This window comes from Kitasatospora sp. NPDC093102, assembly GCF_040683915.1.
GTDB lineage: Bacteria > Actinomycetota > Actinomycetes > Streptomycetales > Streptomycetaceae > Kitasatospora.
Map to the genome: position 1 here is coordinate 57,267 of NZ_JBFBFA010000007.1, position 24,852 is coordinate 82,118.

The 24,852-nt window shown below is 73.7% G+C and carries 22 protein-coding genes; 8 read left to right on the forward strand and 14 right to left on the reverse strand.

Annotated elements, in window-relative coordinates:
- Nucleotides 1–112 precede the first annotated feature (112 nt).
- The 3 genes from AB0O11_RS12410 to AB0O11_RS12420 all read right to left on the reverse strand — a co-directional run bounded on the left by AB0O11_RS12410 (nt 113) and on the right by AB0O11_RS12420 (nt 5,635).
- The gene (locus tag AB0O11_RS12410; RefSeq protein WP_363384867.1) at nt 113–2,839 is read right to left on the reverse strand and encodes a LuxR family transcriptional regulator; all 2,727 of its coding nucleotides are present in this window, start codon (nt 2,837–2,839) and stop codon (nt 113–115) included.
- A gap of 128 nt (nt 2,840–2,967) precedes the next feature.
- Nucleotides 2,968–3,630, reverse strand: coding sequence for a YoaK family protein (locus AB0O11_RS12415; protein WP_363385484.1), 663 nt, complete (start codon nt 3,628–3,630; stop codon nt 2,968–2,970).
- A gap of 127 nt (nt 3,631–3,757) precedes the next feature.
- On the reverse strand, nt 3,758–5,635 hold the full coding sequence (locus AB0O11_RS12420; RefSeq protein ID WP_363385486.1) for an amidohydrolase: 1,878 nt from the start codon (nt 5,633–5,635) through the stop codon (nt 3,758–3,760).
- 299 nt (nt 5,636–5,934) lie between these two features.
- Between AB0O11_RS12420 and AB0O11_RS12425 the strand changes: the two genes are divergently transcribed.
- The 3 genes from AB0O11_RS12425 (at nt 5,935) to AB0O11_RS12435 (ending at nt 9,599) form a co-directional block, all read left to right on the forward strand.
- Nucleotides 5,935–6,597 carry a hydrolase gene (locus AB0O11_RS12425; RefSeq protein WP_363384870.1) on the forward strand — a complete coding sequence of 221 codons (663 nt, stop codon included), beginning with the start codon at nt 5,935–5,937 and terminating at the stop codon, nt 6,595–6,597.
- Nucleotides 6,598–6,628: 31 nt separating this feature from the next.
- The gene (locus tag AB0O11_RS12430; protein ID WP_224276234.1) at nt 6,629–7,111 is read left to right on the forward strand and encodes a DoxX family membrane protein; all 483 of its coding nucleotides are present in this window, start codon (nt 6,629–6,631) and stop codon (nt 7,109–7,111) included.
- Nucleotides 7,112–7,619: 508 nt separating this feature from the next.
- Entirely contained in the window at nt 7,620–9,599 is a 1,980-nt protein-coding gene (locus tag AB0O11_RS12435; protein ID WP_363384874.1) for a hypothetical protein, read from the forward strand.
- Between the two features lie 296 nt (nt 9,600–9,895).
- On the opposite strand, the gene AB0O11_RS12440 is transcribed toward AB0O11_RS12435, so the two are convergent.
- Together AB0O11_RS12440 and AB0O11_RS12445 are read right to left on the reverse strand one after the other, a co-directional pair.
- Nucleotides 9,896–10,456, reverse strand: a complete 561-nt coding sequence (locus tag AB0O11_RS12440; RefSeq protein ID WP_363384876.1) for a DNA starvation/stationary phase protection protein — start codon at nt 10,454–10,456, stop codon at nt 9,896–9,898.
- 38 nt (nt 10,457–10,494) lie between these two features.
- A complete protein-coding gene (locus AB0O11_RS12445; protein ID WP_363384878.1) occupies nt 10,495–11,220 on the reverse strand; it encodes an alpha/beta hydrolase in 726 nt (241 codons plus the stop codon).
- Nucleotides 11,221–11,511: 291 nt separating this feature from the next.
- On the opposite strand from AB0O11_RS12445, the gene AB0O11_RS12450 reads away from it, so the two are divergent.
- Nucleotides 11,512–12,348, forward strand: coding sequence for an alpha/beta hydrolase (locus tag AB0O11_RS12450; protein ID WP_363384880.1), 837 nt, complete (start codon nt 11,512–11,514; stop codon nt 12,346–12,348).
- A 159-nt stretch (nt 12,349–12,507) separates the two neighbouring features.
- Nucleotides 12,508–13,431 carry a glyoxalase gene (locus AB0O11_RS12455; RefSeq protein ID WP_363384881.1) on the forward strand — a complete coding sequence of 308 codons (924 nt, stop codon included), beginning with the start codon at nt 12,508–12,510 and terminating at the stop codon, nt 13,429–13,431.
- A 270-nt stretch (nt 13,432–13,701) separates the two neighbouring features.
- On the opposite strand, the gene AB0O11_RS12460 is transcribed toward AB0O11_RS12455, so the two are convergent.
- The 3 genes from AB0O11_RS12460 to AB0O11_RS12470 form a co-directional block, all read right to left on the reverse strand.
- Nucleotides 13,702–14,574, reverse strand: coding sequence for a helix-turn-helix domain-containing protein (locus AB0O11_RS12460; protein WP_363384883.1), 873 nt, complete (start codon nt 14,572–14,574; stop codon nt 13,702–13,704).
- An 83-nt stretch (nt 14,575–14,657) separates the two neighbouring features.
- Nucleotides 14,658–14,903 carry an alpha/beta hydrolase gene (locus AB0O11_RS12465; protein WP_363384884.1) on the reverse strand — a complete coding sequence of 82 codons (246 nt, stop codon included), beginning with the start codon at nt 14,901–14,903 and terminating at the stop codon, nt 14,658–14,660.
- Between the two features lie 197 nt (nt 14,904–15,100).
- Complete coding sequence (locus AB0O11_RS12470; protein ID WP_363384887.1) at nt 15,101–16,348, reverse strand: helix-turn-helix domain-containing protein; 1,248 nt, start codon at nt 16,346–16,348, stop codon at nt 15,101–15,103.
- Nucleotides 16,349–16,917: 569 nt separating this feature from the next.
- Here AB0O11_RS12470 and AB0O11_RS12475 point away from each other — a divergent pair.
- Nucleotides 16,918–17,235 (forward strand): SsgA family sporulation/cell division regulator, encoded by a 318-nt coding sequence (locus tag AB0O11_RS12475; protein ID WP_363384890.1) that lies wholly within the window; start codon nt 16,918–16,920, stop codon nt 17,233–17,235.
- 182 nt (nt 17,236–17,417) lie between these two features.
- On the opposite strand, the gene rpe is transcribed toward AB0O11_RS12475, so the two are convergent.
- Nucleotides 17,418–18,101 (reverse strand): ribulose-phosphate 3-epimerase, encoded by a 684-nt coding sequence (gene rpe / locus AB0O11_RS12480; RefSeq protein WP_363384893.1) that lies wholly within the window; start codon nt 18,099–18,101, stop codon nt 17,418–17,420.
- A 237-nt stretch (nt 18,102–18,338) separates the two neighbouring features.
- On the opposite strand from rpe, the gene AB0O11_RS12485 reads away from it, so the two are divergent.
- Together AB0O11_RS12485 and AB0O11_RS12490 are read left to right on the forward strand one after the other, a co-directional pair.
- Complete coding sequence (locus AB0O11_RS12485) at nt 18,339–19,193, forward strand: hypothetical protein (protein WP_363384896.1); 855 nt, start codon at nt 18,339–18,341, stop codon at nt 19,191–19,193.
- A gap of 242 nt (nt 19,194–19,435) precedes the next feature.
- Nucleotides 19,436–20,287 (forward strand): hypothetical protein, encoded by an 852-nt coding sequence (locus AB0O11_RS12490; RefSeq protein WP_363384899.1) that lies wholly within the window; start codon nt 19,436–19,438, stop codon nt 20,285–20,287.
- Between the two features lie 13 nt (nt 20,288–20,300).
- Here AB0O11_RS12490 and AB0O11_RS12495 read toward each other — a convergent pair whose 3' ends face one another.
- The 5 genes from AB0O11_RS12495 to AB0O11_RS12515 all read right to left on the reverse strand — a co-directional run bounded on the left by AB0O11_RS12495 (nt 20,301) and on the right by AB0O11_RS12515 (nt 24,807).
- Nucleotides 20,301–21,038 carry a C39 family peptidase gene (locus AB0O11_RS12495; RefSeq protein WP_363384902.1) on the reverse strand — a complete coding sequence of 246 codons (738 nt, stop codon included), beginning with the start codon at nt 21,036–21,038 and terminating at the stop codon, nt 20,301–20,303.
- Between the two features lie 61 nt (nt 21,039–21,099).
- Complete coding sequence (locus tag AB0O11_RS12500) at nt 21,100–21,777, reverse strand: DUF4188 domain-containing protein (RefSeq protein WP_363384905.1); 678 nt, start codon at nt 21,775–21,777, stop codon at nt 21,100–21,102.
- 185 nt (nt 21,778–21,962) lie between these two features.
- Nucleotides 21,963–22,949: an aldo/keto reductase gene (locus AB0O11_RS12505; protein WP_363384908.1), complete on the reverse strand. Its 987-nt coding sequence runs from the start codon at nt 22,947–22,949 to the stop codon at nt 21,963–21,965.
- A gap of 68 nt (nt 22,950–23,017) precedes the next feature.
- A complete protein-coding gene (locus tag AB0O11_RS12510) occupies nt 23,018–23,839 on the reverse strand; it encodes an ABC transporter permease (RefSeq protein WP_363384911.1) in 822 nt (273 codons plus the stop codon).
- A complete protein-coding gene (locus AB0O11_RS12515; RefSeq protein ID WP_363384914.1) occupies nt 23,839–24,807 on the reverse strand; it encodes an ATP-binding cassette domain-containing protein in 969 nt (322 codons plus the stop codon). Before AB0O11_RS12515 ends, AB0O11_RS12510 begins: the two co-directional genes overlap by 1 nt.
- Between the last annotated feature and the right edge of the window lie 45 nt (nt 24,808–24,852).

Sequence of the window (24,852 nt, forward strand, 5' to 3'; positions counted from 1 at the left end):
CGAGATCCTGCACTCTCAGCCTGGGGCTCGGGCGGCGTGGGTCGTTAGGTCATCTGACTGTCGTGTCGGCACGGTCGGTCGCCGGGCTCGGGACGACGGGCGTTCGAGCAGGTCAGCCGCCGTCGAGGGCGTGGGCGAGGGCGGCCCGCGTGGTGATGCCGAGCTTCGGGAAGATCTTGTAGAGGTGGGCCCCGACGGTGCGGGGCGACAGCTGGAGCTGCCGGCCGATCTGCTTGTTGGTCAGACCGGTCGCGGCCAGCCGGGCGATGCGCAGCTCCTGACCGGTCAGCCCGGCCGCCCCCGTGGCCGGTCCGTTCTGCGGCAGGGCCACGGAGTCGCCCGCGGCACGGAGCTCCTCCTCGCACTGCGCCGCCCAGGGGGTGGCCCGGAGGCGGCGGAACACGTGGTGGGCCGCGCGCAGCGCCTCCCTGGCCCCGGGCCGGTGACGCCGGCGCAGCCACGCGCCGTGGGCGAGCCGCAGGCGCGCGAGGTCGAACACCCACTGCTCGGCGCCCGGTACGGCGTACGCGGCACGGTAGGCGGCGTCGGCCTCGTCGTCGTCCGCGGCCAGGGCGGTGGCGGCCGCGAACAGGAAGGCGTGGCGACCGGAGGTCTTCGCCGAACGCGCCGTGTCCCCGGCCGCGAGGTGGGCCCGGGCCTCCTCGTGCCGTCCCGTGTGCACGGCGGCCGTCACCAGGTCGAGGACCAGCGCGTGGTGCCAGGGCGGGCCGCCGGGCAGGCGCCCGGGCGGGGTGAGCTCGCAGAAGTGGGCGTAGGCCTCCTCGTAACGCCGGTGGGCGAGCGCGGCCAGGCCGCGCAGATGGGTCAGGCGGTCGAGGACGTACCGCATCCGGGCGCGGGTGGCGATCGGCTTGATGGCCCGCTCGACCTCCCGCAGTCCGGCCTCGTCCCCCCGGCCGGCCAGGAAGTGGGCGTAGTACTGGCGGAACATCAGGGCGTTGGTGTGGTAGCCGAGCTCGTCCGCGATCTCGGCCTCGCGCAGGCAGACGGCCGCGCGGTCCCAGTGCCCGAGCAGGTAGTCCTGGTGGGCCTTGGCCTTGGCCACCGAGCCCTGGGTGGCGTAGCCGTGCAGCCCGGTGAAGCGCTGCCACAGGTCGCCGTCGGGGCAGTCGAGCGCCGAGGCCGTCCACAGCAGGAGCCAGGCCGCGCCGGCCTCCTGCTCCTGGGTCATGCCCTCGGCCATCGTCAGCAGGGCGGCGGCCGCGTCCGGGCCCGGGTCGGTCCAGGCCCGCAGGCACAGCCGGCCCGCCTCGGAGACGTTCTCCCGGTGCCGTTCCAGGGCGCGCCAGGCCCAGGGGTCGTCCGTGTAGGTGGCGGCCAGGAGGAGTTTGAAGTAGGCCTGCTCGACCAGCCCGCCGAAAGTGTCGGCACCCGGCTCGGTCAGTGCGTCGAGGGCCGCGGGCAGCAGCGCGGCGGAGGACTCGAAGTCGACGTGGTGGCTCTGGTCGGCGTAGACCACCGCGTACGAGAACAGCGGGGCGGTGTCCTGCGGAACGGTACTGCTCTTCAGCTCCTCCACCAGGGCCACGGTGTGGCGCAGCTGCCCGCCGCGGGCGGCCATCACGGCGGCCCAGGTGAGCCTGCGGACGCGGTCGCAGGAGCTGGGGCTGAGGGCGGCGGCGCGTTCGAGCAGGAGCGCGCCCTCCGCCTCGCCGCCCCGGTGGGCGAGGTCGCGGCCGGCCTCCTGGAGGCGGTGCGCGAGGTCCTCGTCGGGCAGCAGCGCGGCGGCGGCCTCGTGGGCCAGCCGTCGCGGGTCGTCCGGTGCGAGGGTCTCGGACAGCGCGCGGTGCGCCTCCCGGCGCGCGGTGTCGGAGGCGGTGGAGACGACGGCGGTGCGGACCAGGGGGTGCCGGAACACGAGGTGTCCGGCCGGGTCGAGCCGGGCCAGGCCCTCCGCCTCGATCCGTTCCAGGATCTCCCGCGCGTTCTCGTCCGCGAGGGCTCGGAGCCACTCGGCGCTGCCGGAGTCCGGGCCGGTGGCCAGGGCGCCGAGCAGCAGGAGACGGCCGACCTCCGGCGTCACCGCCCCCAGCCGTTCGGCGAACATCCGTTCCAGCTTCCGCCCCAGCGGCAGACGTTCGGGCAACGGAGCGGCACCCCGCTGCTGGGCGGCCGCCAGTTGGCGCGGCAGCTCCACCAGCGCCAGCGGGTTCCCGGCCGCCTCGGTCAGGACGCGCTCCTTGGCGGGCGCCGCGAGTTCGGGGTAGCAGGTGCCCAGCAGCAGGGCCGCGTCCTCCCGGGGCAGGGCCGGGACGTCGACGGCCTCGGCCGACCAGGTCTGGGCGGCCGGTCCGTCCGGGCGGGTGGCGCCGACGATCGCCACCGGCAGCTCGGCGCACCGCCGGTGCAGGAAGGCGAAGACGGTCGCGCTCGACGAATCCATCCAGTGCAGGTCGTCCAGGAGCAGCAGGACGGGGGCGGTCCGCACCGCCTCCTCCAGCAGGGCCAGCGCGGCGGCTCCGACGGCGAAGCCGCTCGGGGTCCCGGAGCGGACGCCGAACGCGCTCTCCAGGGCCTCCCGCTGGTGCGCGGACAGTGCGTCGGAGCGCTGGAGCAGCGCCCAGAAGGCCTGGTGGAGGGCCCCGAACGCGAGGTCCGTCTCCGCCTCCGTACCCACCGCGCGCAGCACGGTGAACCCGCGCCCGCGCGCCACGCACTCGACCCGGGCCACCAGGGTGCTCTTGCCGACACCGGCGTCGCCGCGCAGCAGCACGGTGGAACCGCTCCCGCCGTCCTCGGCCTGGACCAGCGCCGCGGTCAGCAGCTCCGTCTCCCGCTGCCGCCCGACCAGGGCCGGAAACCGCCTGTCCTCCGCCACTGGTTCCTCCCCCTCGGGCCGACCGATCCGCTCGCCGGGCACCCCAGGTTACCGTCCGCCCGATCCGCCGGTTCCACGCCGGTTCCACGGCCCCGAACGCGGGCGCGCGACGAGGCCGGATCGTCGGCTCACTCGCGGTAGAGCAGGACGGTGACACCGGCCAGGGCGGCGCTGACGACCAGGGCCCAGGCAGTCTGCCCGTGCAGCACGAGGACCGCGCCGGGGGCGGCGCCGGCGAGCATGGTGGCGACGGAGAACACCTTCCGGCGCTGGCGGAGGGCGGTGCCGCCGGCAAGGCGGGAGTCGGCGGCCAGGCCGGTCAGGGTCAGGGTGAGCACGGTGGTGGTGAGGTCCGGCACGCCGAGGCCCCGTACGGTGCCGTTGCGGATGCCCATCGCGAGGGCGAGCAGCGCGATCACGCCGTACTGCGCGGGTCCGTCGACGCTCCAGGCGAACGCGACGACAGCGGCCACGCCGTACAGCGCGGCCTCCAGGACGAAGGCCGTGCGCAACCGCCAGGGCTGCCGGGGGCCGGCGTTCCGCGTCGCGAGTCGGCCGGCCAGGACGGCGCCGAGGAGGAAGGCGGCGAGGGAGGTCAGCGAGCCGGCGACGGAGAATCCGGGCGCGCCGGCAAGGGCGAAGGCGATGACGACGACGTTGCCGGTCATGTTCGCGGTGAAGACGTGGCCGAGGCCGAGGTAGCTCACGGCGTCGATCAGGCCGCTGACCAGGGTGAGGCCGAACAGGGCCAGGGCCAGCGGGTGGCGGTCGTGGATCTGCGGTCCGGGCAGCTGGGGCGGGGGTGCGGTGCGGGATTCGGCTCCGGGCGTGGTCACGACGGCTCCTCGTGCGGTAGGGGGATGCGGGCGGGGGCACCGCCTCGTTCCGGCGGTGCCCCCGGGCGGACTCGACTGCCCCTCAGAAGAAGCAGGGATCCATCGGAACCTGCGGCTGCCCCGGGAGGGCGAGGCCGCGGGCCGCGCGCCAGGCGTGCTGCTCGCCGGAGGCCGCCACGGCCTCCAGTACGCCTTCGGCCTGACGGACGCCGGCCAGGCCGGGGGCGGGGGTGGCGTGGTAACCACCGAAGCGGGTGACCGGGCTCCAGGACGGCGACACCTCGGGCAGCTCGGGCGCCAGCCCCTGGTGCTCCGCGGTGGCGTGGACGATGCGCCCTCCGACGACGGTGAGGACGGACTCGATGTGCGGGATGTCGGCCTCGGGGACGGTGAAGTAGTCGGCGCTGAGCAGCGCGAGGTCCGCGTAGCTGCCGACCGCCAGACGGCCCTTCACGTCCTGTTCGCCGGTGAGGCGCGCGCCGCCCAGGGTGTAGAGCTCCAGGGCCTGCTCGCGGCTGAGCCGGTTGTGGTCGGCTGCGAGGCGCCGCCCGCTGACCGCGCGGCCGGAGACCAGCCAGTGCAGGGCCACCCAGGGGTTGTAGGAGGAGACCCGGGTGGCGTCGGTGCCCGCCGCGACGGTCAGGCCGCGGTCCAGCATCGCGCGCAGCGGCGGGGCCTCGGCGGCGGCCGGGGCGCCGTAGCGGGAGACGAAGGCCTCGCCCTGGAAGGAGAGGCGGTTCTGCACGGAGACGGCGCCGCCCAGGGCTGCGATCCGGTCGAGGCTGTCCGGGCTCACCGTCTCCGCGTGGTCGAAGAGCCAGCGGTTGCCCTGCGGGAAGAGGCCCTCGGCGGCGAGCTTCTCGAAGACGGCGAGGTCGCGGCGGATGGTCTCGTCGTAGGTGGCGTGCAGCCGGAAGCCCCAGCCGTTCTCCATCAGCAGGCGGACGGCCTTCTCGAACTCGCTCTCGTAGGCGCCCAGTTGCGGCCGGGGTTCGGTGAAGTTCTCGAAGTCGGCGGCAGCCCAGGTGAGGTTCTCCCCCGCACCGTTGAGCCGCAGCCATTCGTCACCTTCGCCGGGGCGCACGGTGTCGACCCAGCGGGTGAGGTCGTCCAGCTCCTGGCCCGCGGTCTGCGGGAAGAGGTGGTAGGCGATGCGCAGGGTCAGCTCACCCTGCCGGGCGAGCTCCATGACGGTGCCGTAGTTCTCGGGGAAGCTCTGGAAACCGCCGGCGGCGTCGATCGCCGAGGTGAGGCCGAAGCGGTTCAGCTCGCGCAGGAAGTGCCGGGTGGAGCCGATCCGGTCGGCCTCGTCCAGCGTCGGCGCCTTGGCCAGCGTGGAGTAGAGCAGCAGGGCGCCCGGGGCGGCGATCAGCAGTCCGGTCGGTTCGCCGTCGTGCCCGCGCACGATCTGGCCGCCGGCCGGGTCGGGGGTGTCCCGGGTGAAGCCCGCGGCGCGCAGCGCGGCCCGGTTGAGCAGCGCCGACTGGTAGAGGTGCAGCACGAAGACGGGGGTGTCGGGCGCCGCGGCGTTGAGCTCCTCCAGGGTGGGCAGGCGCCGTTCGGCGAACTGGTCCGCGGACCAGCCGCCGACCACCCGCACCCACTGGCCGGGCGGGGTGCGCTCGGCCTGCAACCGGAGCATGGCCAGGGCCTCGCGCAGTGTCGGGACGCCGTCCCAACGCAGCTCCAGCACATAGTTGAGGCCGCCGCGGATGACGTGCAGGTGCGCGTCGTTGAGTCCCGGGACGGCCCGGCGGCCGAGCGCGTCGACCACCCGGGTGTGGGGGCCGACCAGCGGAACGACGTCCGCGTCGTCGCCGACCGCCTGGATCAGACCGTCCCGGACGGCCACCGCGGTGGCCTGCGGGCGGCGCGGGTCGTTGGTGAACACCTTGGCGTTGCGTACGACCAGGTCGGCGGGCTGGTCGGGGGTACCGGGACGGATTCCGGCGACGGGCATGGTGGACAACGGAGTTCCCTTCGTTCGGTGGCGCTTCGGCGCGGGGCCGCCCAGCGAACCTAGGCGGCCGGCGGCGGGCGAGGTTCTCCGCAGCGCATCGACAGTTGCCCAGCAGCGCACTCCGGCGGTCGGCGAGGCCCGGCGCCCTCGGTCGTGCGTTGTCGGAACAGTCCCGGGCGCAGAGCGAGCAGAACGGCCGGACCTCGCGGACTAGTGTCCTTGAACGTGACGCCGAGCCCATCACCGGCCGCGTCTGACTGAGTGTCAATTCTCCGCATTCCCAAGGAAAGGGAAGAACCATGGTCGACTTCGCCAACGTCCACGCCGCCCCGAGCCCGGACCTGCTCACCCCGGACAACGCGATGATGCTGTTCGTTGACCACCAGCCGCAGATGTTCTTCGGCACCGGCAGCGGCGACCGCACCGCCATCATCAACTCCACCGTCGGCCTGGCGAAGGCCGCGAAGGTCTTCGACGTGCCGGTGGTGCTGTCCACCGTCGCGGCCGAGTCCTTCTCCGGCCCGCTCCTGCCGCAGCTGCGGGCGGTCTTCCCCGACCAGGAGGTCATCGACCGGACCAGCATGAACGCCTGGGAGGACGAGGCCCTGGTCGCGGCGGTCAAGGCGACCGGCCGCACCAAGATCATCCTGTCCGGCCTGTGGACCGAGGTCTGCCTGGTCCTGCCCGCCCTCTCCGCACTGGACCAGGGCTACGAGGTCTACGTCGTCGCCGACGCCTCCGGCGGCGTCAGCCCGCTGGCCCACGAGCACGCCCTGCAGCGGATGACCGCCGCCGGCGCCGTGCCCGTCACCTGGGTGCAGGTCCTGCTGGAGCTCCAGCGCGACTGGGCCCGCACCGAGACCTACGTCGCGGTCACGGACCTGGTCAAGGAGCACGGCGGCGCCTACGGCATGGGCATCGTCTACGCCCAGTCGATGATCAACCCGCACGCCGCCGGCTGACGGCCCGCCACCGACCCTCACGGAGTCCGACATGAACACGGGTCTACTCCTGCTGCGCCTGGTCGCCGGCCTGCTGATCGCGGGCCACGGCGTCCAGAAGGTCAGCTTCCACCTCGGAGGGGGTGGGCTGGAGGGCGGCAGCGCCGAGTTCCGGGGCGACGGCTTCCGCGGCGGCAAGCTCACCGCGATCACCGCCGGCGGCACCCAGCTCGGGGCCGGGCTGATGCTGGCCCTCGGCCTGCTCACCCCGCTGGCCGGCGCGGGTGTCATGGGGGTGATGACCGTCGCCCTGACGGTCAAGTGGCCGCACGGGCTGTGGGTGCAGCACGACGGGTACGAGTTCCCGTTCGTCCTGATCGTCATCGGCGCGGCACTGACCGCCACCGGCCCCGGACAGTGGTCGGTCGACGGGGCCCTCGGCCTGGCGCAGTGGCCGCTGTGGTGGCTGCCCGCGGCCGTCGTCGCCGGCGTGGGCGGCGGGCTGGTCACCCGCCTCGCCCTGCACCGCAGCTGAGGCGGCCACGACGGAACGGGCTCGGGCCCTGGGCGGAATCCCCGCCCGGAGCCCGAGCCCGTCGGCGTGTTCGGGTGCTCGGCGATCCAGCCGGCCCCGGACGAAGAACGGTAGGGACCGACGGGTTCCGGAAAATGCCTACCCGACGACACCGGCCGAACCGACCCGGTCGGGCATCTCGCGAACGACGGCCGTGCGAGGCCTGGAACCCGGCGCCATTTCTCCTGGCTTCGCGCGAAGGTGACGGTCGATCGGGCTGTTTCCCGATCCGGCTCGCCGAATCGCCTCGCGCCGGATTGCCGAGCTCCGCATTAACCGAAGGGAAAAGCCCGGCTCCCGAGTCATGAAATCTCGTGATCGCGATCCGCGAACCTGACAAAAGTGTCAACAAGGCTGCCGGTGACTGCTAAGTTACCCGTCGGTCAGGGCCAGTGCGACTGCTCCGGGCAGTGTGCCCCACCACAAGTCACCACCGCTCCAGCACCGTTGACCCGAAGGGACCCTCCACGTGACCGTGCGCAAGCTGACGTTGTCAGCCGCCGCGACAACCACCGTGCTCATCCTCTGCGGCGCCATCCTGAACGGAGCAGCGGCATCACCGGCCGCTGCGACCACCGCACCCGCCGCGACCGCGGCAGCCACCCCGACCGCGTCACCCGACCCGTCGGCTTCGCCCGCCGACCCCGGCACGTCGGCGACGCTGGCGCCCCCGACGTCCGGCACGACCGCGGCCACGGTGGCGACGCCGGCGCAGGGCAGCGCGCCGGCCACCGCCACCACCGCCCCCGCCCTCGCGCTCTCCTCCTACGACGCGAACACCGGCACCGCCGTACTCGCACCGGCCACGACCGGTCCGCAGTCACCGTCCGCCCTGGCCGCGACCCCCGAGGCCGCCGCGGCCGCCGTCCAGCCCGGCCAGCTGATCGACAGTCCGCCCACCCCGGCGGCCCCGCACGGCGCGCTGGTCGCCGTCACCGGCGTGCAGCCGACCGCCGACGGGAAGGTGGCCGTCACCACCCGCCCGGCCACCCTCCCCGAACTGCTCGGCGGAACCAACACCAGCCTGCGGAGCGCCGTCAGCCCGAGCACCTTCCAGGTCGAGCCCCAGATCGGCGGCGTCCAGGTCACCACCGACTTCGGCGCGACCTCCGGCCAGGGCTCCGTGTCCGGCAGTCTCGGGCTGAGCGCCAACGCCACCGTCCCGCTGCCCGACGGCAGTTCGGCGACGCTCTCCGGCTCGGCCTCCATCCACCCCGCCATCGACTTCTCCTACCAGGGCGGCCTCGGCCTCATCGACCCCCAGCAGGCCCGGGTCGGCTTCACCCTGGGCGCGCACGCGGACTGGCGCGTCAGCGCGAACCTCACCGCGAGCACCACGCCCATCCGGATACCGCTGGCCAAGTACAGCGCCAGCCCCGTGCTGATGGTGGGCCCCCTGCCCGTCGTCATCAACCTGTCCTTCACCCTCTCCGCCGACATCAGCGCCGACGGCACCGTCAGTCTCGACGCCGAGCAGGCGTACGACGGCCAGTGGGGCGTCCACTCCGACTACGTCAAGGGCCCGGGCTGGACCACCACCACCGACCCCGGGAACTCCACCGTCTCCCCGCTGCGCCTCAACCTCAAGGGCTCCGCCTCGGCGAAGGCCGGCCTGCTCGCCGAAGGCTCGATCGCCCTGTACGACACGGTCGGCGTGAAGGCGTCCATCGAGCCGTACCTGCGGGCCACGGTCAACGGCTCCATCGTCCTCGACGGCACCGGCACCACGCCGGCCGTCAACGGCGCGGCGGCCCTCTACGGCGGACTCGACATCAACGGGGCCCTGATGGCCCGGCTCGCCATCCTCGGCACCCCGATCCTGTCCGCGGACCTGCCCTTCCTCGCCTTCCACCGCGAATGGCCGCTCGCCTCGGTGAGCGTCGGGCAGCCCCCGACGCCCCTGGTGAACTGGAGTTCACTCAACGCCAGTCTGTTCGACGACAACCAGTCCGCGTACCTGAAGACCCGGCCGGACTGGGACCCGTGGGCCCTCAAGGCGTCCTGCCCGGACGGCAGCCGGCTGATCGGGCTCAGCTTCGGCGGTGACAACGGCCTGTGCACGGACGTCACGAAGGCGAACCTGTGGGAGGCCGGCCACTCGTTCGTCGTCGACCACGGCGGCACCTACGTGACCACCGACTGGGCGCCGGGCTACTCCAAGGCCCAGTGCCCCGCCGGCTCCGTCATGACCGGATACAGCCGCAACGGCCGGACGATGGGCGCGCTGTGCGCCAAGTCCGCGACCCCGGTCGGGACTTCGACCCGCACGCTCTGGTTCGACAAGGGCGACAACCGTCCCGCCGCGGCCAAGGGCGGTGACTTCTCGTACGGTTTCGCCAAGGGTCAGTGCGCGGACGACGAGTTCGTCGCGGGCATGGCCTACAGTCAGCCCTGGTGGCAGCTGTGGGCGGCGCGGCCGTACGCGCTGCTCTGCCAGAAGCTTGCCTGACCATCGCACAGGCCACCGGTCCGGTCGTCACCCCTCAACCGGGTGGCGACCGGACCGGTCGTCTCAGCGGCCACCGCCCGGTCGGCGCGGTTCGGCGTCCCGGTCGATCGGTTCGGATTCCCTGCCGCGGGCCACGAGGACGAAGCTCCGCTCGCGGAGCCGGCGTTGCGGCCCGGTCGCGACCGTACGGGTACCGCCGGAGCCGGTGAGCGGCACGCCGGGTGCCGGGCCCGCCGACGAACGGGCCCGGCACGGAGCGGAGCCGGGCCCGCCGACGTAACAGGCCCGGCCCGCGGTCACGCCCCGCTCTCGGGGGTGACGACCAGGTGCTCGGCGAGGAACCAGACCTGGGTCTCACCGGTGCGGATGATCTGGGAGACCAGGAGGTCCTGAGTGCCGTCGTCGCCGAGTTCGGCCGTGCGGGTGGCGGCGTCGCGGACGTCGGTGAGGATGGTCTCGTGCGCGTCGAGCAGTCGCGACAGCATCGACCGCACACTCTCGATGCCGTCCGGCGGGCGCGGCACGTCCGTGATCTGCGCGGCGTGCCGGGGGTCGCCCACCGCGACGCCGCCGAGGCTCTGCACCCGTTCGGCGAGCGCGTCGACCAGCTCCAACTGCTCCTGGGCGTGCTTGTCGAGGAGCAGGTGCAGCTGGTAGGCGGTCGGCCCGCGCATGCCCCAGTGGTACTTCTTGTACAGCGCGTACAGGAACTGGGTGTCCGCGAGCACGCGGTTGAGCCGCTGGCACGAGTACTGCCGGGCGTCATGGGAGAGCGCGATCGGCAGCTGGGTGACGGTGCCGAACTGCTGGATCTCGGGGCCGTGCTGGTGGAGTCGCGGCTGCTGGCTGGTCATCATGTTCCTCGGGTTTCTCGGGCTTCTCGGGGGTGGGGTGGTCAGTTGTCCACGGACCGGACGGCTTCGCGGATCAGGTCGGCGACCCGCTCGGGGTGGGAGAGCATCACCAGGTGCGAGGAGTCGACCTCGACCGTGGTGGTCCCGGCACGCCGGTAGCCGAAGCGCTGGACATCGGGGTTGAGGGTCCGGTCGGCGGTGGCCACGATCCCCCAGGACGGCTTGGTCCGCCACGCGGCGGTGGGCGCGGCCTCGCCGAACGCCGCTGCGGCGAGCGGCCGTTGGGTGACGGCGAGGACCCGGGTGAGCTCGGGGTCGACGTCGGCCGCGAAGATCGCCGGAAGACGGTCGGCCTCCACCGAGACGTCGGTGCCCTCACCGCTCCCGTCCTCCAGCGGGAAGGGGCTGTACACCAGGGCGGAGGCGAGGTCGGAGTCGGGGAAGCCGCCCTGCAGCTCACCCAGGCTCTCCCCCTCCTCCAGCGCGTAACCCGCCAGGTACACCAGCCCCTTGACGTTCTCCTCGGCGCCCGCCACGGTGATCACCGCGCCGCCGTAGGAGTGGCCGACCAGCACGACCGGCCCGGGAATCCGCCGGACCACCGACGCGACGTAGGCGGAATCGCCGGTCAGACTGCGGTTGGGCACGGCCGGCGCCACCACCTTCAGCCCGTCGGCCAGCAGTTCGGGGATGACCCGGGCGAAGCTGGAGGCGTCGGCAAAGGCGCCGTGCACGAGCACGACGGTGGGCATGTCGTTCGTCGTCATGACTGAGTCCTCACTGGGCCTCACCGAGGCCTTCGGATCACTGACTTCTTCGGCCATCAGGCTAGGAACGCGCGGGCCCCGGGCCTGTTCCGACCGCGCACTGTCCACGGTCGGTCCGTGCACCGGATACGGGAGTCGAGCCGCTTCCACCTGTCCGTCCCGGCGGGTGCTCCCTCCCGGCCGTAGCACTCTCGGACGACTCGGGGTGCTCTCAGAGGCAACCGGCCGACGGCGGACGGCCCTAGCGTGTGAACCGTCGCAGCCACACGCTGCCGTATGAAAGGAAAACCCGTGCCGTACATCACCGTTGGCCAGGAGAACACCACCTCCATCGACCTCTACTACGAGGACCACGGCACCGGGCAGCCGGTCGTCCTCATCCACGGGTTCCCGCTGAACGGCGCCTCCTGGGAGCGCCAGGAGGCCGCACTGCTGGACGCCGGCTACCGGGTCATCACCTACGACCGCCGCGGCTTCGGCCGGTCCTCGCAGCCGACCACCGGCTACGACTACGACACCTTCGCCGCGGACCTGAACACCGTGCTGGAGACCCTCGACGTCCGCGACGCCGTGCTGGTCGGCTTCTCGATGGGCACCGGCGAGGTCGCCCGCTACGTGGGCACCTACGGCTCCCAGCGCGTCGCCAAGGTCGCCTTCCTGGCCTCCCTGGAGCCGTTCCTGCTGAAGACCGAGGAGAACCCGGACGGCGCCGCCCCGAAGGAGTTCTTCGACGGCATCGTCGCCGCCGTGAAAGCCGACCGGTTCGCCTTCTACACCGGCTTCTTCAACGACTTCTACAACCTCGACGAGAACCTCGGCACCCGGATCAGCGAGGAGGCCGTCCGCAACAGCTGGAACGTCGCCGCCTCCGGTGGCGCCTTCGGCGCCTCCGCCGCACCGACCACCTGGTACACCGACTTCCGCGGCGACATCACCCGCATCGACGTCCCCGCGCTCATCCTGCACGGCACCGGCGACCGCACCCTGCCGATCGACAGCACCGCGCGCCAGTTCCACAAGGCCCTGCCCACCGCCGACTACGTCGAGATCGAGGGCGCGCCGCACGGCCTGCTCTGGACCCACGCCGAGGAAGTCAACACCGCGCTGCTCGCCTTCCTCGCCAAGTGACCCGGGCGGCCGCGCCACCCCGACCGCGGCCGGCCGTCCCATGTCGGTACCGCCATCGGCGTCCGGGCCCGGACGGCGACGGCGGTACCGACCACAGAACCGCGCCCGGTACCCGCTCCACGCGGGCGCCGGGCGCGCACCACGACCAGGAGGTCACCCGTGAAGCTTCGATTCGCCCGGCGCGTGGTCCCGTTGGTGGCGGCTGTCGCCGCGCTGACCGCGATCCCCGCCGCCTCGGCAACCCAGAGCACCCCGGCGAAGCCGCCGGGCACCCACCAGCAGTTCGCCGTCGGCCCGCAGTACGACTCCACCCACGTCTACGTCGCGCCCGGCACCGAGCAGGCCTTCGTGGCCAGTTGGACGTCCACCTTCGGCGGCACCACGATCGGCCCGGTCTCCACCCAGGTGACCCCGACGCCCAGCCGGACGCTGTCCGAGCTGGTGGTGTCCCCGGTGGGCACGCTGTCGGTGTTCGACTACACCACGCCCATCCCGTACCCGTTCGGCACGGAGCGCACCGGCTGGCTGGTCACCGACCTCGACCAGGCCGTCCGGGCCGCCCGCGCCGACGGCGCGACCGTCACCGTCAAGCCGTTCGCCGACCCGATCGGCCGCGACGCCATCGTCCAGTTCCCCGGCGGGATCAGCGCCCAGCTGTACGTGCACACCGGCCCGACGTCGTACCCGGCGCTGGCCAGCGTGCCGGAGAACCGGCTGTACCTGTCGCCGGACGCGGTCGGCGACTTCCTGCACAGCTACCTCGCCTTCACCCAGGGCCGGATCGTCTCCGACGACCGCAAGGCCGACGGCGCCGCCATCGGCCTGCCCGGCACCACGTACCGGCTGATCCGCCTGACCTCCGGGTTCGGCACCACCACGGTCGCGGTGACCGACGGCCACCTGCCGTACCCGTACGGCAAGGAGCTCACCGGCTACGGCGTCTCGGACCTCGGCACCACCCTGGACAAGGCGAAGGCCGCCGGCGCCACGGTGCTGTCCGGACCGGTCCACGCGGGCGGCCGGGACAGCGCGATGGTCCAGTTCCCGGGCGGCTACATCGCGGAGATCCACACCGCCCGGTGACCGGTGTGACGCGGTCGCCGGTGGGCGGTCGGGCGCCTCGTCGCCCGGCCGCCCGCCGGCGCGTTCGGCCCTCCGGTCCGCGCCCGCACCCAGGCGATGCCCAGTCCGTCTCCCCGCCCGTCAGGTGGGCCTGGTGGAGGGCATGGCGGCCTTTCGGATGGCGCCGGACGGCGAGGCGCACGGTCACCGGGCGGGCGGTGTCGCCAGGCGGCGGGAGGCGAGGAGGTCGCGGCGGAGGAGGTCGCGGCGGAGGAGGTCGTGGCGGAGGAGTCAGGAGGCCGGACTGCGGCCGTCGGCCTGTGCGGCGTAGGCCTGCCACTCGCGGGGCGACACCCCGTAGGCGTCGCGGAACGCCCGGCTGAAGTGGGAGTGGCTGACGAAGCCCCACCGGTGCGCGACGGCGGAGACACTGGTCTGCCGGCGGGACGGGCGCTCCAGTTCCCTGCGGCAGGCGTCCAGCCGACGCTGCCGCACCCACTGGCCCACGGTCGTCCCGTCCTGCTGGAACAGCTTGTGCAGGTAGCGCACCGAGATGTGCTGCGACCGGGCGATCGCTTCGGGCGCGAGGTCCGGATCGGCGAGGTTCTCCTCGATGTGGGCACGGATCCGCGACAGCAGCTCGGCCGAGCCGGTCGGGTGCTCCGGGTTCTCCCGTTCGAGCAGGTCGGTCACCAGGATGGCGACGATCTCGGAGGCACTGCGCGCCAGGTGGTTGCCCGGCCGGGCCCGGTCCGCCCCGGCCTGGGTGGCGAGCGTCCACAGCACCTGCGAGGCGAGCGAGCCGATGCCCTCGTTCCCCCGCGCCATCAGCCCGCCCGTGCGCCGGACGTCGCCGGGCCGGACGCCCAGGTAGAAGCAGGGGACGCGGAACCGGAGCATCCGGCACTCGGCGTCCTTCAGCAGGCCCGCCGGGTGCACGGTGGTGCCGATCAGCAGGTCCCCAGGGGCGAGGACGGTGCCGACACCGTGGCGTCGGACGGAGGCCGCGCCGTGGACGTGCAGGGTGATGTAGAGACAGTCCTCAGGGTCGGTTCCGGGCGGTGGGGAGAGGATGTCGATGCAGCCGCTGCCGCCGTCGGGGGCGGTCCGGTCAAGCTGGTGGTACTGGGTTTCGGGCAGGGGTGAGGGACCCGACGGGATCACGGGAGGCTCCGACCGGTTCGAATCGTTTCAGGTACGGGGAGGGCGGCCGGCCGCGCCGCTGGGCGGTCACGGCGGCGAAGGGATCAGGAGGGGGACTCCTCCACGGCGGCGTTGAACCCGCCGGGGTTCTCCGGGAACGGGAAGTGCGAGCTCGCCACGCCCGCCGGGAACACGTGGAGGCGGGCGCCGGGGATCCGATCGGCGACGAAGCGCTGGGAGTCGGGGTCCACGTGGCTTCCCTCGCAACCGAGCACCGGGGCCGGTACGTCGATGCGGCCGAGGACGTCACGGGCCAGGCGCACACCGTCGTTCGTGGTCAGTTCGTGCATGGTGCTCGTTCGTGTCCGTTCGTCTCGGCTCGCGGGTTCAGGGTGTCCGGAACCCGCAGGTCGCCGGGGGGATGAGCGGCAGCTCGCAGTGGACATTCTCGCGGCGCACCGAACCCGTCGACCACCGACCGACGTAGGGATTGCCCGACGAAGCTTCATCACTCTGTAGCAACGGCTCGCTTCGACGACGCCCCAGGTCAGGCCGGTCCCTCCGGGGGAGCCTGCAGCAGGTCCCACAGCCTCAGCCCCGTGTGCAGGACGAGGCGGTGCGCACCGTTGTCCAGGTCCAGGCCCGTGACCTCCTGGATCTGGCGCAGGCGGTAGTACAGCGAGGTGCGGTGGACCTCCAGGACCTCCGCGGTCCTGGGCACCGAACCGGCGTTCTCCAGGAAGCAGCGCAGGGTCTCCTCCAGCCGGGAGTTGCCGCCGCCGGCCAGCAGACGCCGCAGCGGCTTCGGCAGGAGGGAGTCGTTGAGCGCGCTGTCGGGCAACTGGAGGAACACGGCGTACTCGCCGAGCCGCTCCCAGTCGCCGACGCCCTCCAGCCGGGGCAACCGGCGGGCCGCGCGCGCCGCCACCCGGGCCTGCTCGTAGGAGATCCACGCGTCGGCGAGCGCCGTACGACGGCCGCCCACGCCCACCACGACGGCCGGCCCCGGGCCCAGGAAGGTCGTCAGGGAGCGCACGATGGCGCGGCACTGCTGTTCCAGGCCCTCCTCCGCCGGTTCCCGCTCGAAGACCTGCACCAAGGCCGCCCGGTCCTGGTCGACCGCCGGCAGGCCACGGGCCGTACGGGTCTGCCGGAACGGCTCCAGCGCACCGCGCAGCGCCACCGCGACCTGCCCGGAAGGCCCCCGCTGCCCCGAGACAGCCACGCTGGTCACCACGACGTGGGGGCCCGCCGGAAGGAGGCCGTCGTCCACGAGACGCCGGTGCGCCGCGCAGCGCTGCGCCGAGTCCGGGCCGACCAGCCGGCTCACCAGCCGACGGGTGTGCTCCTCGTCGCCGTCCGAGGCCAGCCGCTCGGCGTACATCTCCACGGCCACGGCACTGGCGGCCCTGTCGATGGCCGCGGTCTCGGCCTGCGTGAGGGGCTCTCCCGCAGCCACGACCACGAGGATGCCCAGCATGTGGCCCCGCTCACGGATCGGGACGCAGTAGCGCGGCTGCAGCCCCAGGTCCTCGCGGCCCGGCAGGACCCCCGGACGGGTCCACTGGGCGACGCCCTGCGACAGCACGTAGCGGATCGTCTCGTCGTCCGCGACGCCCTGCAGCAGTGCGCGCACCCGCACCCGGTCCTCGTCGCCGAAATGCCGACTGGTGCAGATCATCCGCACCAACGGGTCGTCGAGAACGACGGAGCGCCCCAGCTCCTCGGCCAGACCGTCCACCAACGCCTGCAGCGCCTCGCCTCCCGAGCGTGCGCGCTGGATCCACCTCTGCATGATCAAAAGCCTCCCGGCGCCCTTCATACAAGGAGCGAAACGGGATGGACAAACCTTCGACAAGTCGAGGATTCGGTGGCCCCGCCCGGGTTGGACGGCGACCGCCCCGGGCGGCGCCCAGCCCCGGAAGAGGCTCCGCACACGACACGGCGATCCGGCTAATCAGCTTCCTGCACAAGGATGTTGAGCTCACGCGAGACGATGCGACAACAGCCCGCCCGGCAGCCGGACAGGCCGGGGCCCGACTGCCGGAGCGGGCGGACGCGACAGCGAGGAACCAGCACCCCACCCCGGCACGCCGGGCGAACGGTGCGCGGATCGTCACCTCGCGGTGCACGGCCGGAACATCCGTGCCGGCACCTCTTCCTAGCCTGAGGAGCGATTCCGCCTCCCCCTGCTCCTCGGCAGCTCCCAGGGCCCGAGGCGAGAGCATCGCACCGTCACCGGCACCGACGCCCCGACCGTCCGGCGCGCCCCGTCCCGATCGGACACCGCACCGGCCGGCCCACGCCGGCCCGGCCGGCGGCCCCTCTCGGCCCCGCCTCTACACCGCCCGCCCAGGAGAACCCATGCCCCCGCACCACTCCCTCTCCAGCCCCCAGCCCCGCCCGGAGGTGACCAGCACCGACATCGTCCTCGGCGAGCACGAGTCCGTCGACATCCCGGTGCGCTTCGGCTACCGCAGCGACGACCCGCTCGCCGTCGCGCTCGAGTTCCTCGGACCCGCAGCGGAAGCGGGCACCTGGCAGTTCTCCCGCGACCTCCTCTGGGAGGGCCTGCAGAAGCCCGCCGGCCTCGGCAACGTCCGCATCTGGCCGCCCTGCACCTGCCACGGCCGCGCCTCCCTGCGCTGGCCTCGCGGCCGCAGGCGGTCGGGGCGGGCTTGAGGTCGAGGTTGCTCATCGCGGTTCCACCACCGTACGAGGAAGGCCGGGCGGAGAAGGGTTCGTCGTCACCGATCATCCGTCACGGTGCGACGTTCCTCCACCCGCGCCCGGCCATCCGGCGGCCAGCGGCAGCGGCGGCAGCGGCAGCGGCAGCGGCAGCGGCAGGCCCAGTGCCCGCAGGCTCAGTGCCCGCAGGCCCACCAGGCGTCCGCCGACGCCTTGCCGGCGAGCTCGCGCAGGTTGCGGACGGCCTCGGCCGGGTCCTCGGCCCCGTACACCGCCGAGCCGGCCACGAACACGTCCGCGCCGGCCTCGGCGCAGCGCTCGATGGTGGCCGCGGAGACGCCGCCGTCCACCTGGAGCCAGACCTCCAGGTCGTGCCTGGCGATCAGCTCCCGGGTGCGGCGGATCTTCGGCAGCATGATGTCCAGGAAGGCCTGGCCGCCGAAGCCGGGCTCGACGGTCATGATCAGCACCATGTCGAGCTCGGGCAGCAGGTCCTCGTACGGTTCGATCGGGGTACCGGGCTTGAGCGCCATCGAGGCGCGGGCGCCCTTGGCGCGGATCTCGCGGGCGAGCCGGACGGGCGCGGCGGCGGCCTCGACGTGGAAGGTGACCGAGCCGGCGCCGGCCTCGACGTACTGCGGGGCCCAGCGGTCAGGGTCCTCGATCATCAGGTGCAGGTCGAGCGGGATGTCGGTGGCGCGGGCGAGCGACTCGACCACCGGGACGCCGAGAGTCAGGTTGGGCACGAAGTGGTTGTCCATGACGTCCACGTGCAGCCAGTCGGAACCCCGGACGGCCTCGGCCTCGTCGGCGAGCCGGGCGAAGTCCGCGGACAGGATGCTGGGGTTGATCTGGGCCATGACCGACTACCTTCGTGCGAGGGCTTGCGAGGGCTGGGCACCCCCGGAGCGGGCACCTCATCCCATCATCCCGTGCCGCACCTGCGCCGACCGCACGGCACCGCCTCCACGTGACCGTCATCACACCTCACCCGCGGTTGCCGGGACCACCACCGTGGTCATCAGCACTTGAGCAGGCGGCGTGCCCACCGGGCCGTCCCCGTCCAGCCGGCAAGCTCCTCCGAGGAAGGTCTCCCGATGTCCGATCCCGTCCACCCCGCCCGCGCGCTGTGGCGGCTCTTCGAGCCGGTGTACGCCGTCACCTTCCTCCAGCCCGAGAGCCGGGCGGCCTTCGAGGCGGGCGGGCTGGACGGCGGCTGGCGCGGCTACTTCGCCGGCCGCTCGGCTCCGCTGGGCGCGGTGGACGCGCCGCCGGTGATCGCCGCGTTCTTCAGCTTCGCCCCGGCGATGGTCGAGCACGCCCTGCCGGAGGTGTGGACGCACGCGAGCCCCGAACAGGCGCTGGCCGCCCGGACCGAGGGCTCGGCGGCGGCGCTGCCCCGGCTGCTGGCGCCGGTGAAGCCCGAGCAGGTCGAGTCGGCGGCGACCGCGCTGGAGGAGGCGGTGGCCCGGCTGGACTGCGTCGGCCGGGTGCTGGCCGCCGCCAACGCCGCGCTCCCCCGGCCCGTGGACGTGTACGGGCGGCTGTGGCACGCCGCGAACGTGCTGCGCGAGCACCGCGGGGACGGCCACGTGGCCGCGCTGGTCGCGGCCGGGCTGGACGGCTGCGAGGCGTCGGTGCTCCACTGCGCACTGGACGCCAGCCGCGAGGTGCTCCAGCCGCTGCGCGGGTGGACGGACAAGGAGTGGGAGGCCGCCGCGGCGCGGCTGGTCGAGCGGGGCTGGCTGACGGCGGAGGGGGTGGCCACCGAGCTCGGCCGGATGCGGCACCGGTCCGTCGAGGCCGCCACCGACCTGGCCGCCGGCCGGGTGTGGGAGGGCCTGCCGCACGACGAACTCGACCGCCTGACTGCCGTCCTGACGCCGATCGCGGCGCTCTGTCGTGAGCAGATGCCGATCAACCCGCTCGCGATGCCGCCGGTGAACCGGTAACCGGCCGGATGCCGGGGCGGGCACCTCGGCCTGTCGTTCCGCGCCGCGCCGACGCCCCCGCGTGACCGTCATCACACCTCGCCGGCGGTTACCGGGGCCACCGCCGTGGTCATCAGATCTTGAGCGGCCCGCGCACCCGCCCGAGCGGCCCCGGCACCCCGCCGCTCCGGCGCCCGCCGGACCGTCCCGACCAATCGAGCTCCCCGCGCCCGCCCGGAGCCCCGTCCGAGGAAGGTCCCCCCATGGCCGATCTCGTCCACCCCGCCCGCGCGCTCTGGTGGCTCTTCGAGCCGGTGCACGCCGTCACCTACTTCCAGCCCGAGTGTCACGACGCCTTCGAGGGGGCCGGGCTGCGCGGCTTCTGGCGCGGCTACTTCGCGGGCCGTTCGGCCCCGCTGGGCGCGGTGGACGCACCGCCGGTGATCGCCGCGTTCTTCGGCTTCGCCCCGGCGATGGTGGAGCGGGCGCTGCCCGCGGTGTGGGCCCTGGCGAGCCCGGAGGAGGCGCTGGCCGCCCGGACGAAGGGTTCGGGGGCGGCGCTGGCCCGGCTGCTGGAGCACGTGGACCGGGCGCAGGTCGAGCACGCGGTCGAGACGCTGGAGCAGGCCGCGGCCCGACTGGACTGCGCCGGACGGGTGCTGGCCGCCGCCAACGCGGCGCTCCCGGCGCCGACGGGGCTCTACGAGCGGCTCTGGCAGGCCGCCACCGTGATGCGCGAGCACCGCGGGGACGGCCACGTGGCCGCGCTGGTGGCGTCCGGGCTGGACGGCTGCGAGGCACTGGTGGTCCGCTGTGCGATGGACATGCGACGCGAGGAGCTCCAGCCGGCGCGCGGCTGGACGGACGGACAGTGGGAGGCGGCCGCCGAACGCCTGGTCGAGCGTGGCTGGCTGACGGCGGCCGGCTCGGTGACCGAGCTCGGCCGGATCCGCCACCAGGCCCTGGAGGCCGCCACCGACCTGGCCGCCGCCCGGGTCTGGGAGGACTACCCGCGCGCCGAACTCGACCGGCTGGCCGCTGCGTTGAAGCCGATCTCGGCGCTCTGTCGCAGCCAGTTGCCGATCAACCCGATGGGGCTGCCGGACACCCGGTGACCGGTCCGCGACGTCAGGTCGAGGACGCCCCGGGCGGGCCGAGCACGATCCCCCGCCCGGCGTAGAACTGCCCGAACGGCCGCCACGGCACGCGCGCGAAGGCCTGCGACTCCCCCGGGAACCCGGACGGGTTGTGGATCAGCAGCGCCGTGTCCGTGGCACCCACCGCCAGCACCAGGTGCCCGCCGCGCCGCACCGGTTCCGGCCCGTACGGCTCCCGGATCGACGGGTGCACCGAGACCATCACCAGCCGGCCACCGGTCACCTCGGCCGCCACCTCCCCGGGCGTCAACTCCCGCGCCCACGCGGCCAGTCCCCAGCGCCGCTCGACGTACTCGGCGAACGGCGCATGGATCAGCCCGCGCAGGCTGTCGCCGTCCCGCAGGTACGCGCCGGCCGCGACGCATTCGGCCGCGAGCGCCATCGCCGCCGGGGTCACGCCCCACCAGTGCGCCAGCGCCATCCGCAGGCAGGCCACCCCGCACAGCCGCCAGGACCACCACGCGTACTCCTCCGGGGTGGCCGCGCCGGACTGCCCCCAGCGCGGGTCGGCGGAGGCGTCCAGCCGCCCGTCGACGATCTCCTGCACCAGCTCCGCCGACTCCCACTGCGCGTGGTACGGCACCTCGTGCACCACCCGCAGCGGCCGCACCGGCGCCTGCGGCCGGTCCTTCCCTGCCGGCCACCCCGAACCCCGCGACAGCTCCGACCGCGCCGGCTGCCACGCCCGCGCGTCGCCCTGATCCACCATCCCCCGACGCTCTCACGCCTCGGCGCCCGGACGACTCACGACACTCCCTGAGCCGCCGCACTCAGGCGCCGGGCCCCGCCGCGACCCCGGCGTGATCGTCCGCCCCGCCGGTCTCCGGCTCCCGGTAGGCCAGCCGCTGCGCGGCGTGCCGTCCGCGCTCCTCCACCGACAGCTGGCCGGTGGCTGCGGCCAGGCCGAACGGCGGCATGTCGAAGTAGATCGACTCGTACCCGCCCGGCGGCACGATGTACGTCTCGTGCCAGAGCCCGACGTGCCCGCGGCCCGCCTCCTGGTCCGCCACGATCAGGTCCGTGAACGCCCGGTCGATGCCGTCCAGTTGCTCGCGCAGCTCGGGCTCCCGCGAGGCCGTGAACACCCGCGAGCGCACCAGCTCGAACCGCCGCGGATGGTGCAGCGCGTACCGGACGAACCCCAGCCCGATCGCCCGCATCACCGACCCGCCGTCCGGCCCGGCCGCCGCGACCTGCGCCTCCTGCCACCGCACGAGGTCCGCCAGCACCCGATCCGCCAGCGCGGTCAACAGCGCCTGCCGGTCGGCGAAGTGCCGGAACGGCGCCCCCGCCGACACCCCGGCCCGCCGCGCCACCTCCCGCACGCTGACCTTCTCCTGGCCCTGCTCGTCCAGCACCTCGAACGCCGCCGCCACCAACGCCTCCGGCAACGCCCCGTGGTGGTAGGCCTCCCGGCCCCCACCCCGCGCCTGCTCCCGCTCCCTCATGCCTGCCTTGCTACCACAGCGGGGCGGTCCCCCGTCCCGGTCACACCCCCGAACGGAGCCTCCGGCGTCCGCGCCCGTCCACCCGTCCACCCATCAGCCGCTCCCCGGCGGCCACCAGGCCGCCGGGGCGGGTCCGCGGCCAGGCCCCGGCCCGCGCCAGGGATCCGGGGCCGGGCGCGGGTGGCCTACCAGGCGTAGTCCTCCGGGGCGGGCCGGCGGCCCGGGAAGAGGTCGTCGAGGCGGTCGAGGGTCTTCTGGTCGAGCTTGAGGTCGAGCGCGCCGATGGCGGCGTCGAGGTGGGCCGGGGTACGGGGGCCGATGATGGGGGCGGTGACGGCGGGGCGGGAGAGGAGCCAGGCGAGGGCGAGGTCGGCGGGGTCGGTGCCGAGCTCGGCGGCGAAGTCCTCGTAGGCCTGGATGCGGTCGCGGTGCCGGTCGAGGAGCTCGCTCGCGTAGGCCATGGCGCTGCGGTCGCGGGTGCCCTCGCGCTCCTTGCGCAGGACGCCCCCGAGCAGGCCGCTGCGCAGCGGGGACCAGGGCATCAGCCCGAGGCCGTAGTGCTGGAGGGCGGGGATGACCTCGAGCTCGATGGTGCGGTCGAGCAGGTTGTAGAGGGACTGCTCGCTGACCAGGCCGAAGAAGTGGCGGTCGCGGGCGGTCTCCTGGGCCTGGGCGATGTGCCAGCCGGCGAAGTTGCTGGAGCCGACGTAGACGATCTTTCCCTGGGCGACCAGGACCTCCATCGCCTGCCAGATCTCCTCCCAGGGCGTGGCCCGGTCGATGTGGTGCATCTGGTAGAGCTCGATGTGGTCGGTCTGGAGGCGGCGCAGGCTGGCCTCGACGGCCTTGCGGATGGCGAGCGCGGAGAGCTTGCCCTCGTTGGGCCAGTCGCCCATGTCGGCGTAGGCCTTCGTGGCGAGGACGGTGCGCTCGCGGCGGCCGCCGCCCTTGGCGAACCAGCGGCCGATGATCTCCTCGGTACGGCCCCGCAGCCGGCCCTCGCTGTCGCGGCCGTAACTGTTGGCGGTGTCGAAGAAGTTGATGCCGCGCTCGTGGGCGGTGTCCATGAGGCGGTGGGCCTCGGCTTCCTCGGTATGGGGGCCGAAGTTCATGGTGCCGAGGCAGAGGCGGGAGACGGTCAGGCCGGTGCGGCCGAGGTGGGTGTACTCCATGGCGCCCCACCCAAGACCACACCGGCCCCGCTGTCCAGCACATTCCACAGGCGTGCCGGATCCCCTGGTCACCGCCCGTGCGTGGCGAACTTCCTTACGGCGAGCGGCACGCAGAGCGCGAGCAGCACGGCGCTCCAGAGCAGCGCGGCGAGCGTGGCGTGCTGCGTCGGCCAGGCGGAACCGGCCGCCGCGGGGTTGCCGAACAGCTCCCGGCAGGCCTGGACGACGGAGCTGATCGGGTTCCATTCCGCGAGGAACCGCAGCCAGCCGGGCATGCCGCCGGTCGGCACGTAGGCGTTGGTGATCATCGCCAGTGGGAAGACCGCGACGGAGAGCTGGCCGGCCGCCTCCTCCTTGCCGACGGCCAGGCCGAGCAGGGCCCCGACCCAGGTCATCACGAAGCGGAAGAGCAGCAGCAGTGCGAACGCCCCTGCCGCGTCGGCGAGTCCGTGCCGGGCGCGCCACCCGGCGGCGAGCCCGACCACGGCCAGCAACGCCAGGACGACCACGCTGACCAGCAGGTCGGCGAGGGTCTGCCCGAGCAGCAGTCCGGTGCGGGAGACCGGCATGGAGCGCAGCCGGTCGGTGACCCCGCGCCCGACGTCGCGGGCGGCGCCGACCATGGTGGGCATGATGCCGTTGGTGGCCACCATGGCGAACAGGCCGGGCATCAGGAACTCCCGGTAGTCACCGCCGCCCGGCACCTGCATGGCGCTGCCGAAGACGTACCCGAAGACCACCACCATGACCACCGGAACGCCCAGCGATGCGGCCAGCAGGCCCGGCGAGCGCCGGTAGTTGAGCAGGACGCGGATCATCGACGTCCAGGTGTCGGAGAGGAGCCGGCCGAGGGCGGACGGTCGCGGGGCGGCGTACACGGCGACGGCCATCAGGCGGCCCTCCCCGCGTCCGCGGACTCCTGGGTGAGCGCGAGGAACACGTCGTCCAGCGAGGGCGCCCGCACGGCCACGTCCTCGGCGACGACCCCGGCACCGTCCAACTCCCGCACCAGCGAGGGCAGCAGGACGGACACGCCCGGCGTCGTCAGCACCGTGACGGTCCGCTCGGCGACGTCCACCTGCGCGTCGCCGCCGGTCAGCGAGGACAGCACCACGGCGGTGGCGGCGAGTTGTCCGGGGCCGGCCAGGGTGACGGAGACCTGGCTGCCGATCGCGGCCTTGAGCCGGTGCGGCGGGCCGGTGGCGATGGCAGCGCCGTGGTCGACCACCACGATGTCGTCGGCGAGCCGGTCGGCCTCCTCCAGGTACTGGGTGGTGAGCAGCACGGTGGTGCCGCCGCCCGCCAGCTCCTCGACGGTGTCCCAGATCGCCTGCCGGCTGCGCGGGTCGAGCCCGGTGGTGGGCTCGTCCAGGAAGAGCACCGGCGGGCTGGTGACCAGGCTGGCGATGAGGTCGAGACGCCGGCGCATGCCGCCGGAGTAGGTGCGCACGAGCCGGTCGGCGGCCTCGGTGAGGTCGAAGCGGGCGAGCAGTTCGTCGGCGCGCTCCCGGGCCCGGCGGGCACCGAGGTGGTGCAGCCGGCCGAGCAGCCGGAGGTTGTCGCGGCCGGTGATGCCCTCGTCGACGGCGGCGTGCTGCCCGGCGAGGCCGATGGCGCGCCGGACCTCCTCGGCGGCGCGGACGACGTCGTGCCCGGCGACCCGGGCGGTGCCGCGGTCGGGGGCGACCAGCGTGGCGAGGACGCGGACGGCGGTGGTCTTGCCGGCGCCGTTGGGGCCGAGCAGGCCGCAGACGGTGCCGGCCGGGACGGTGAGGTCGAGGCCGCGCAGGGCCTCGGTGGCGCCGAAGCGTTTCTCCACGCCCGCCATCTCGATGGCGGGCCGGGCGGTGTCGGACATGGCTCTGCCCCTTCTCTAGGTACAGCGTACGTAGAAGCGCGCGCA

Excerpts from the sequence above, each read along its gene's own strand:
- AB0O11_RS12420 (WP_363385486.1), bottom strand. The coding sequence starts at position 5,635 with ATGCCCGTCGCCGGAATCCGTCCCGGTACCCCCGACCAGCCCGCCGAC.
- AB0O11_RS12470 (WP_363384887.1), bottom strand. The coding sequence starts at position 16,348 with ATGCAGAGGTGGATCCAGCGCGCACGCTCGGGAGGCGAGGCGCTGCAG.
- AB0O11_RS12500 (WP_363384905.1), bottom strand. The coding sequence starts at position 21,777 with ATGAGGGAGCGGGAGCAGGCGCGGGGTGGGGGCCGGGAGGCCTACCAC.
- AB0O11_RS12495 (WP_363384902.1), bottom strand. The coding sequence starts at position 21,038 with ATGGTGGATCAGGGCGACGCGCGGGCGTGGCAGCCGGCGCGGTCGGAG.
- AB0O11_RS12490 (WP_363384899.1), top strand. The coding sequence starts at position 19,436 with ATGGCCGATCTCGTCCACCCCGCCCGCGCGCTCTGGTGGCTCTTCGAG.
- rpe (WP_363384893.1), bottom strand. The coding sequence starts at position 18,101 with ATGGCCCAGATCAACCCCAGCATCCTGTCCGCGGACTTCGCCCGGCTC.
- AB0O11_RS12510 (WP_363384911.1), bottom strand. The coding sequence starts at position 23,839 with ATGGCCGTCGCCGTGTACGCCGCCCCGCGACCGTCCGCCCTCGGCCGG.
- AB0O11_RS12425 (WP_363384870.1), top strand. The coding sequence starts at position 5,935 with ATGGTCGACTTCGCCAACGTCCACGCCGCCCCGAGCCCGGACCTGCTC.
- AB0O11_RS12515 (WP_363384914.1), bottom strand. The coding sequence starts at position 24,807 with ATGTCCGACACCGCCCGGCCCGCCATCGAGATGGCGGGCGTGGAGAAA.
- AB0O11_RS12505 (WP_363384908.1), bottom strand. The coding sequence starts at position 22,949 with ATGGAGTACACCCACCTCGGCCGCACCGGCCTGACCGTCTCCCGCCTC.
- AB0O11_RS12485 (WP_363384896.1), top strand. The coding sequence starts at position 18,339 with ATGTCCGATCCCGTCCACCCCGCCCGCGCGCTGTGGCGGCTCTTCGAG.
- AB0O11_RS12475 (WP_363384890.1), top strand. The coding sequence starts at position 16,918 with ATGCCCCCGCACCACTCCCTCTCCAGCCCCCAGCCCCGCCCGGAGGTG.
- AB0O11_RS12445 (WP_363384878.1), bottom strand. The coding sequence starts at position 11,220 with ATGACGACGAACGACATGCCCACCGTCGTGCTCGTGCACGGCGCCTTT.
- AB0O11_RS12465 (WP_363384884.1), bottom strand. The coding sequence starts at position 14,903 with ATGCACGAACTGACCACGAACGACGGTGTGCGCCTGGCCCGTGACGTC.
- AB0O11_RS12440 (WP_363384876.1), bottom strand. The coding sequence starts at position 10,456 with ATGATGACCAGCCAGCAGCCGCGACTCCACCAGCACGGCCCCGAGATC.
- AB0O11_RS12430 (WP_224276234.1), top strand. The coding sequence starts at position 6,629 with ATGAACACGGGTCTACTCCTGCTGCGCCTGGTCGCCGGCCTGCTGATC.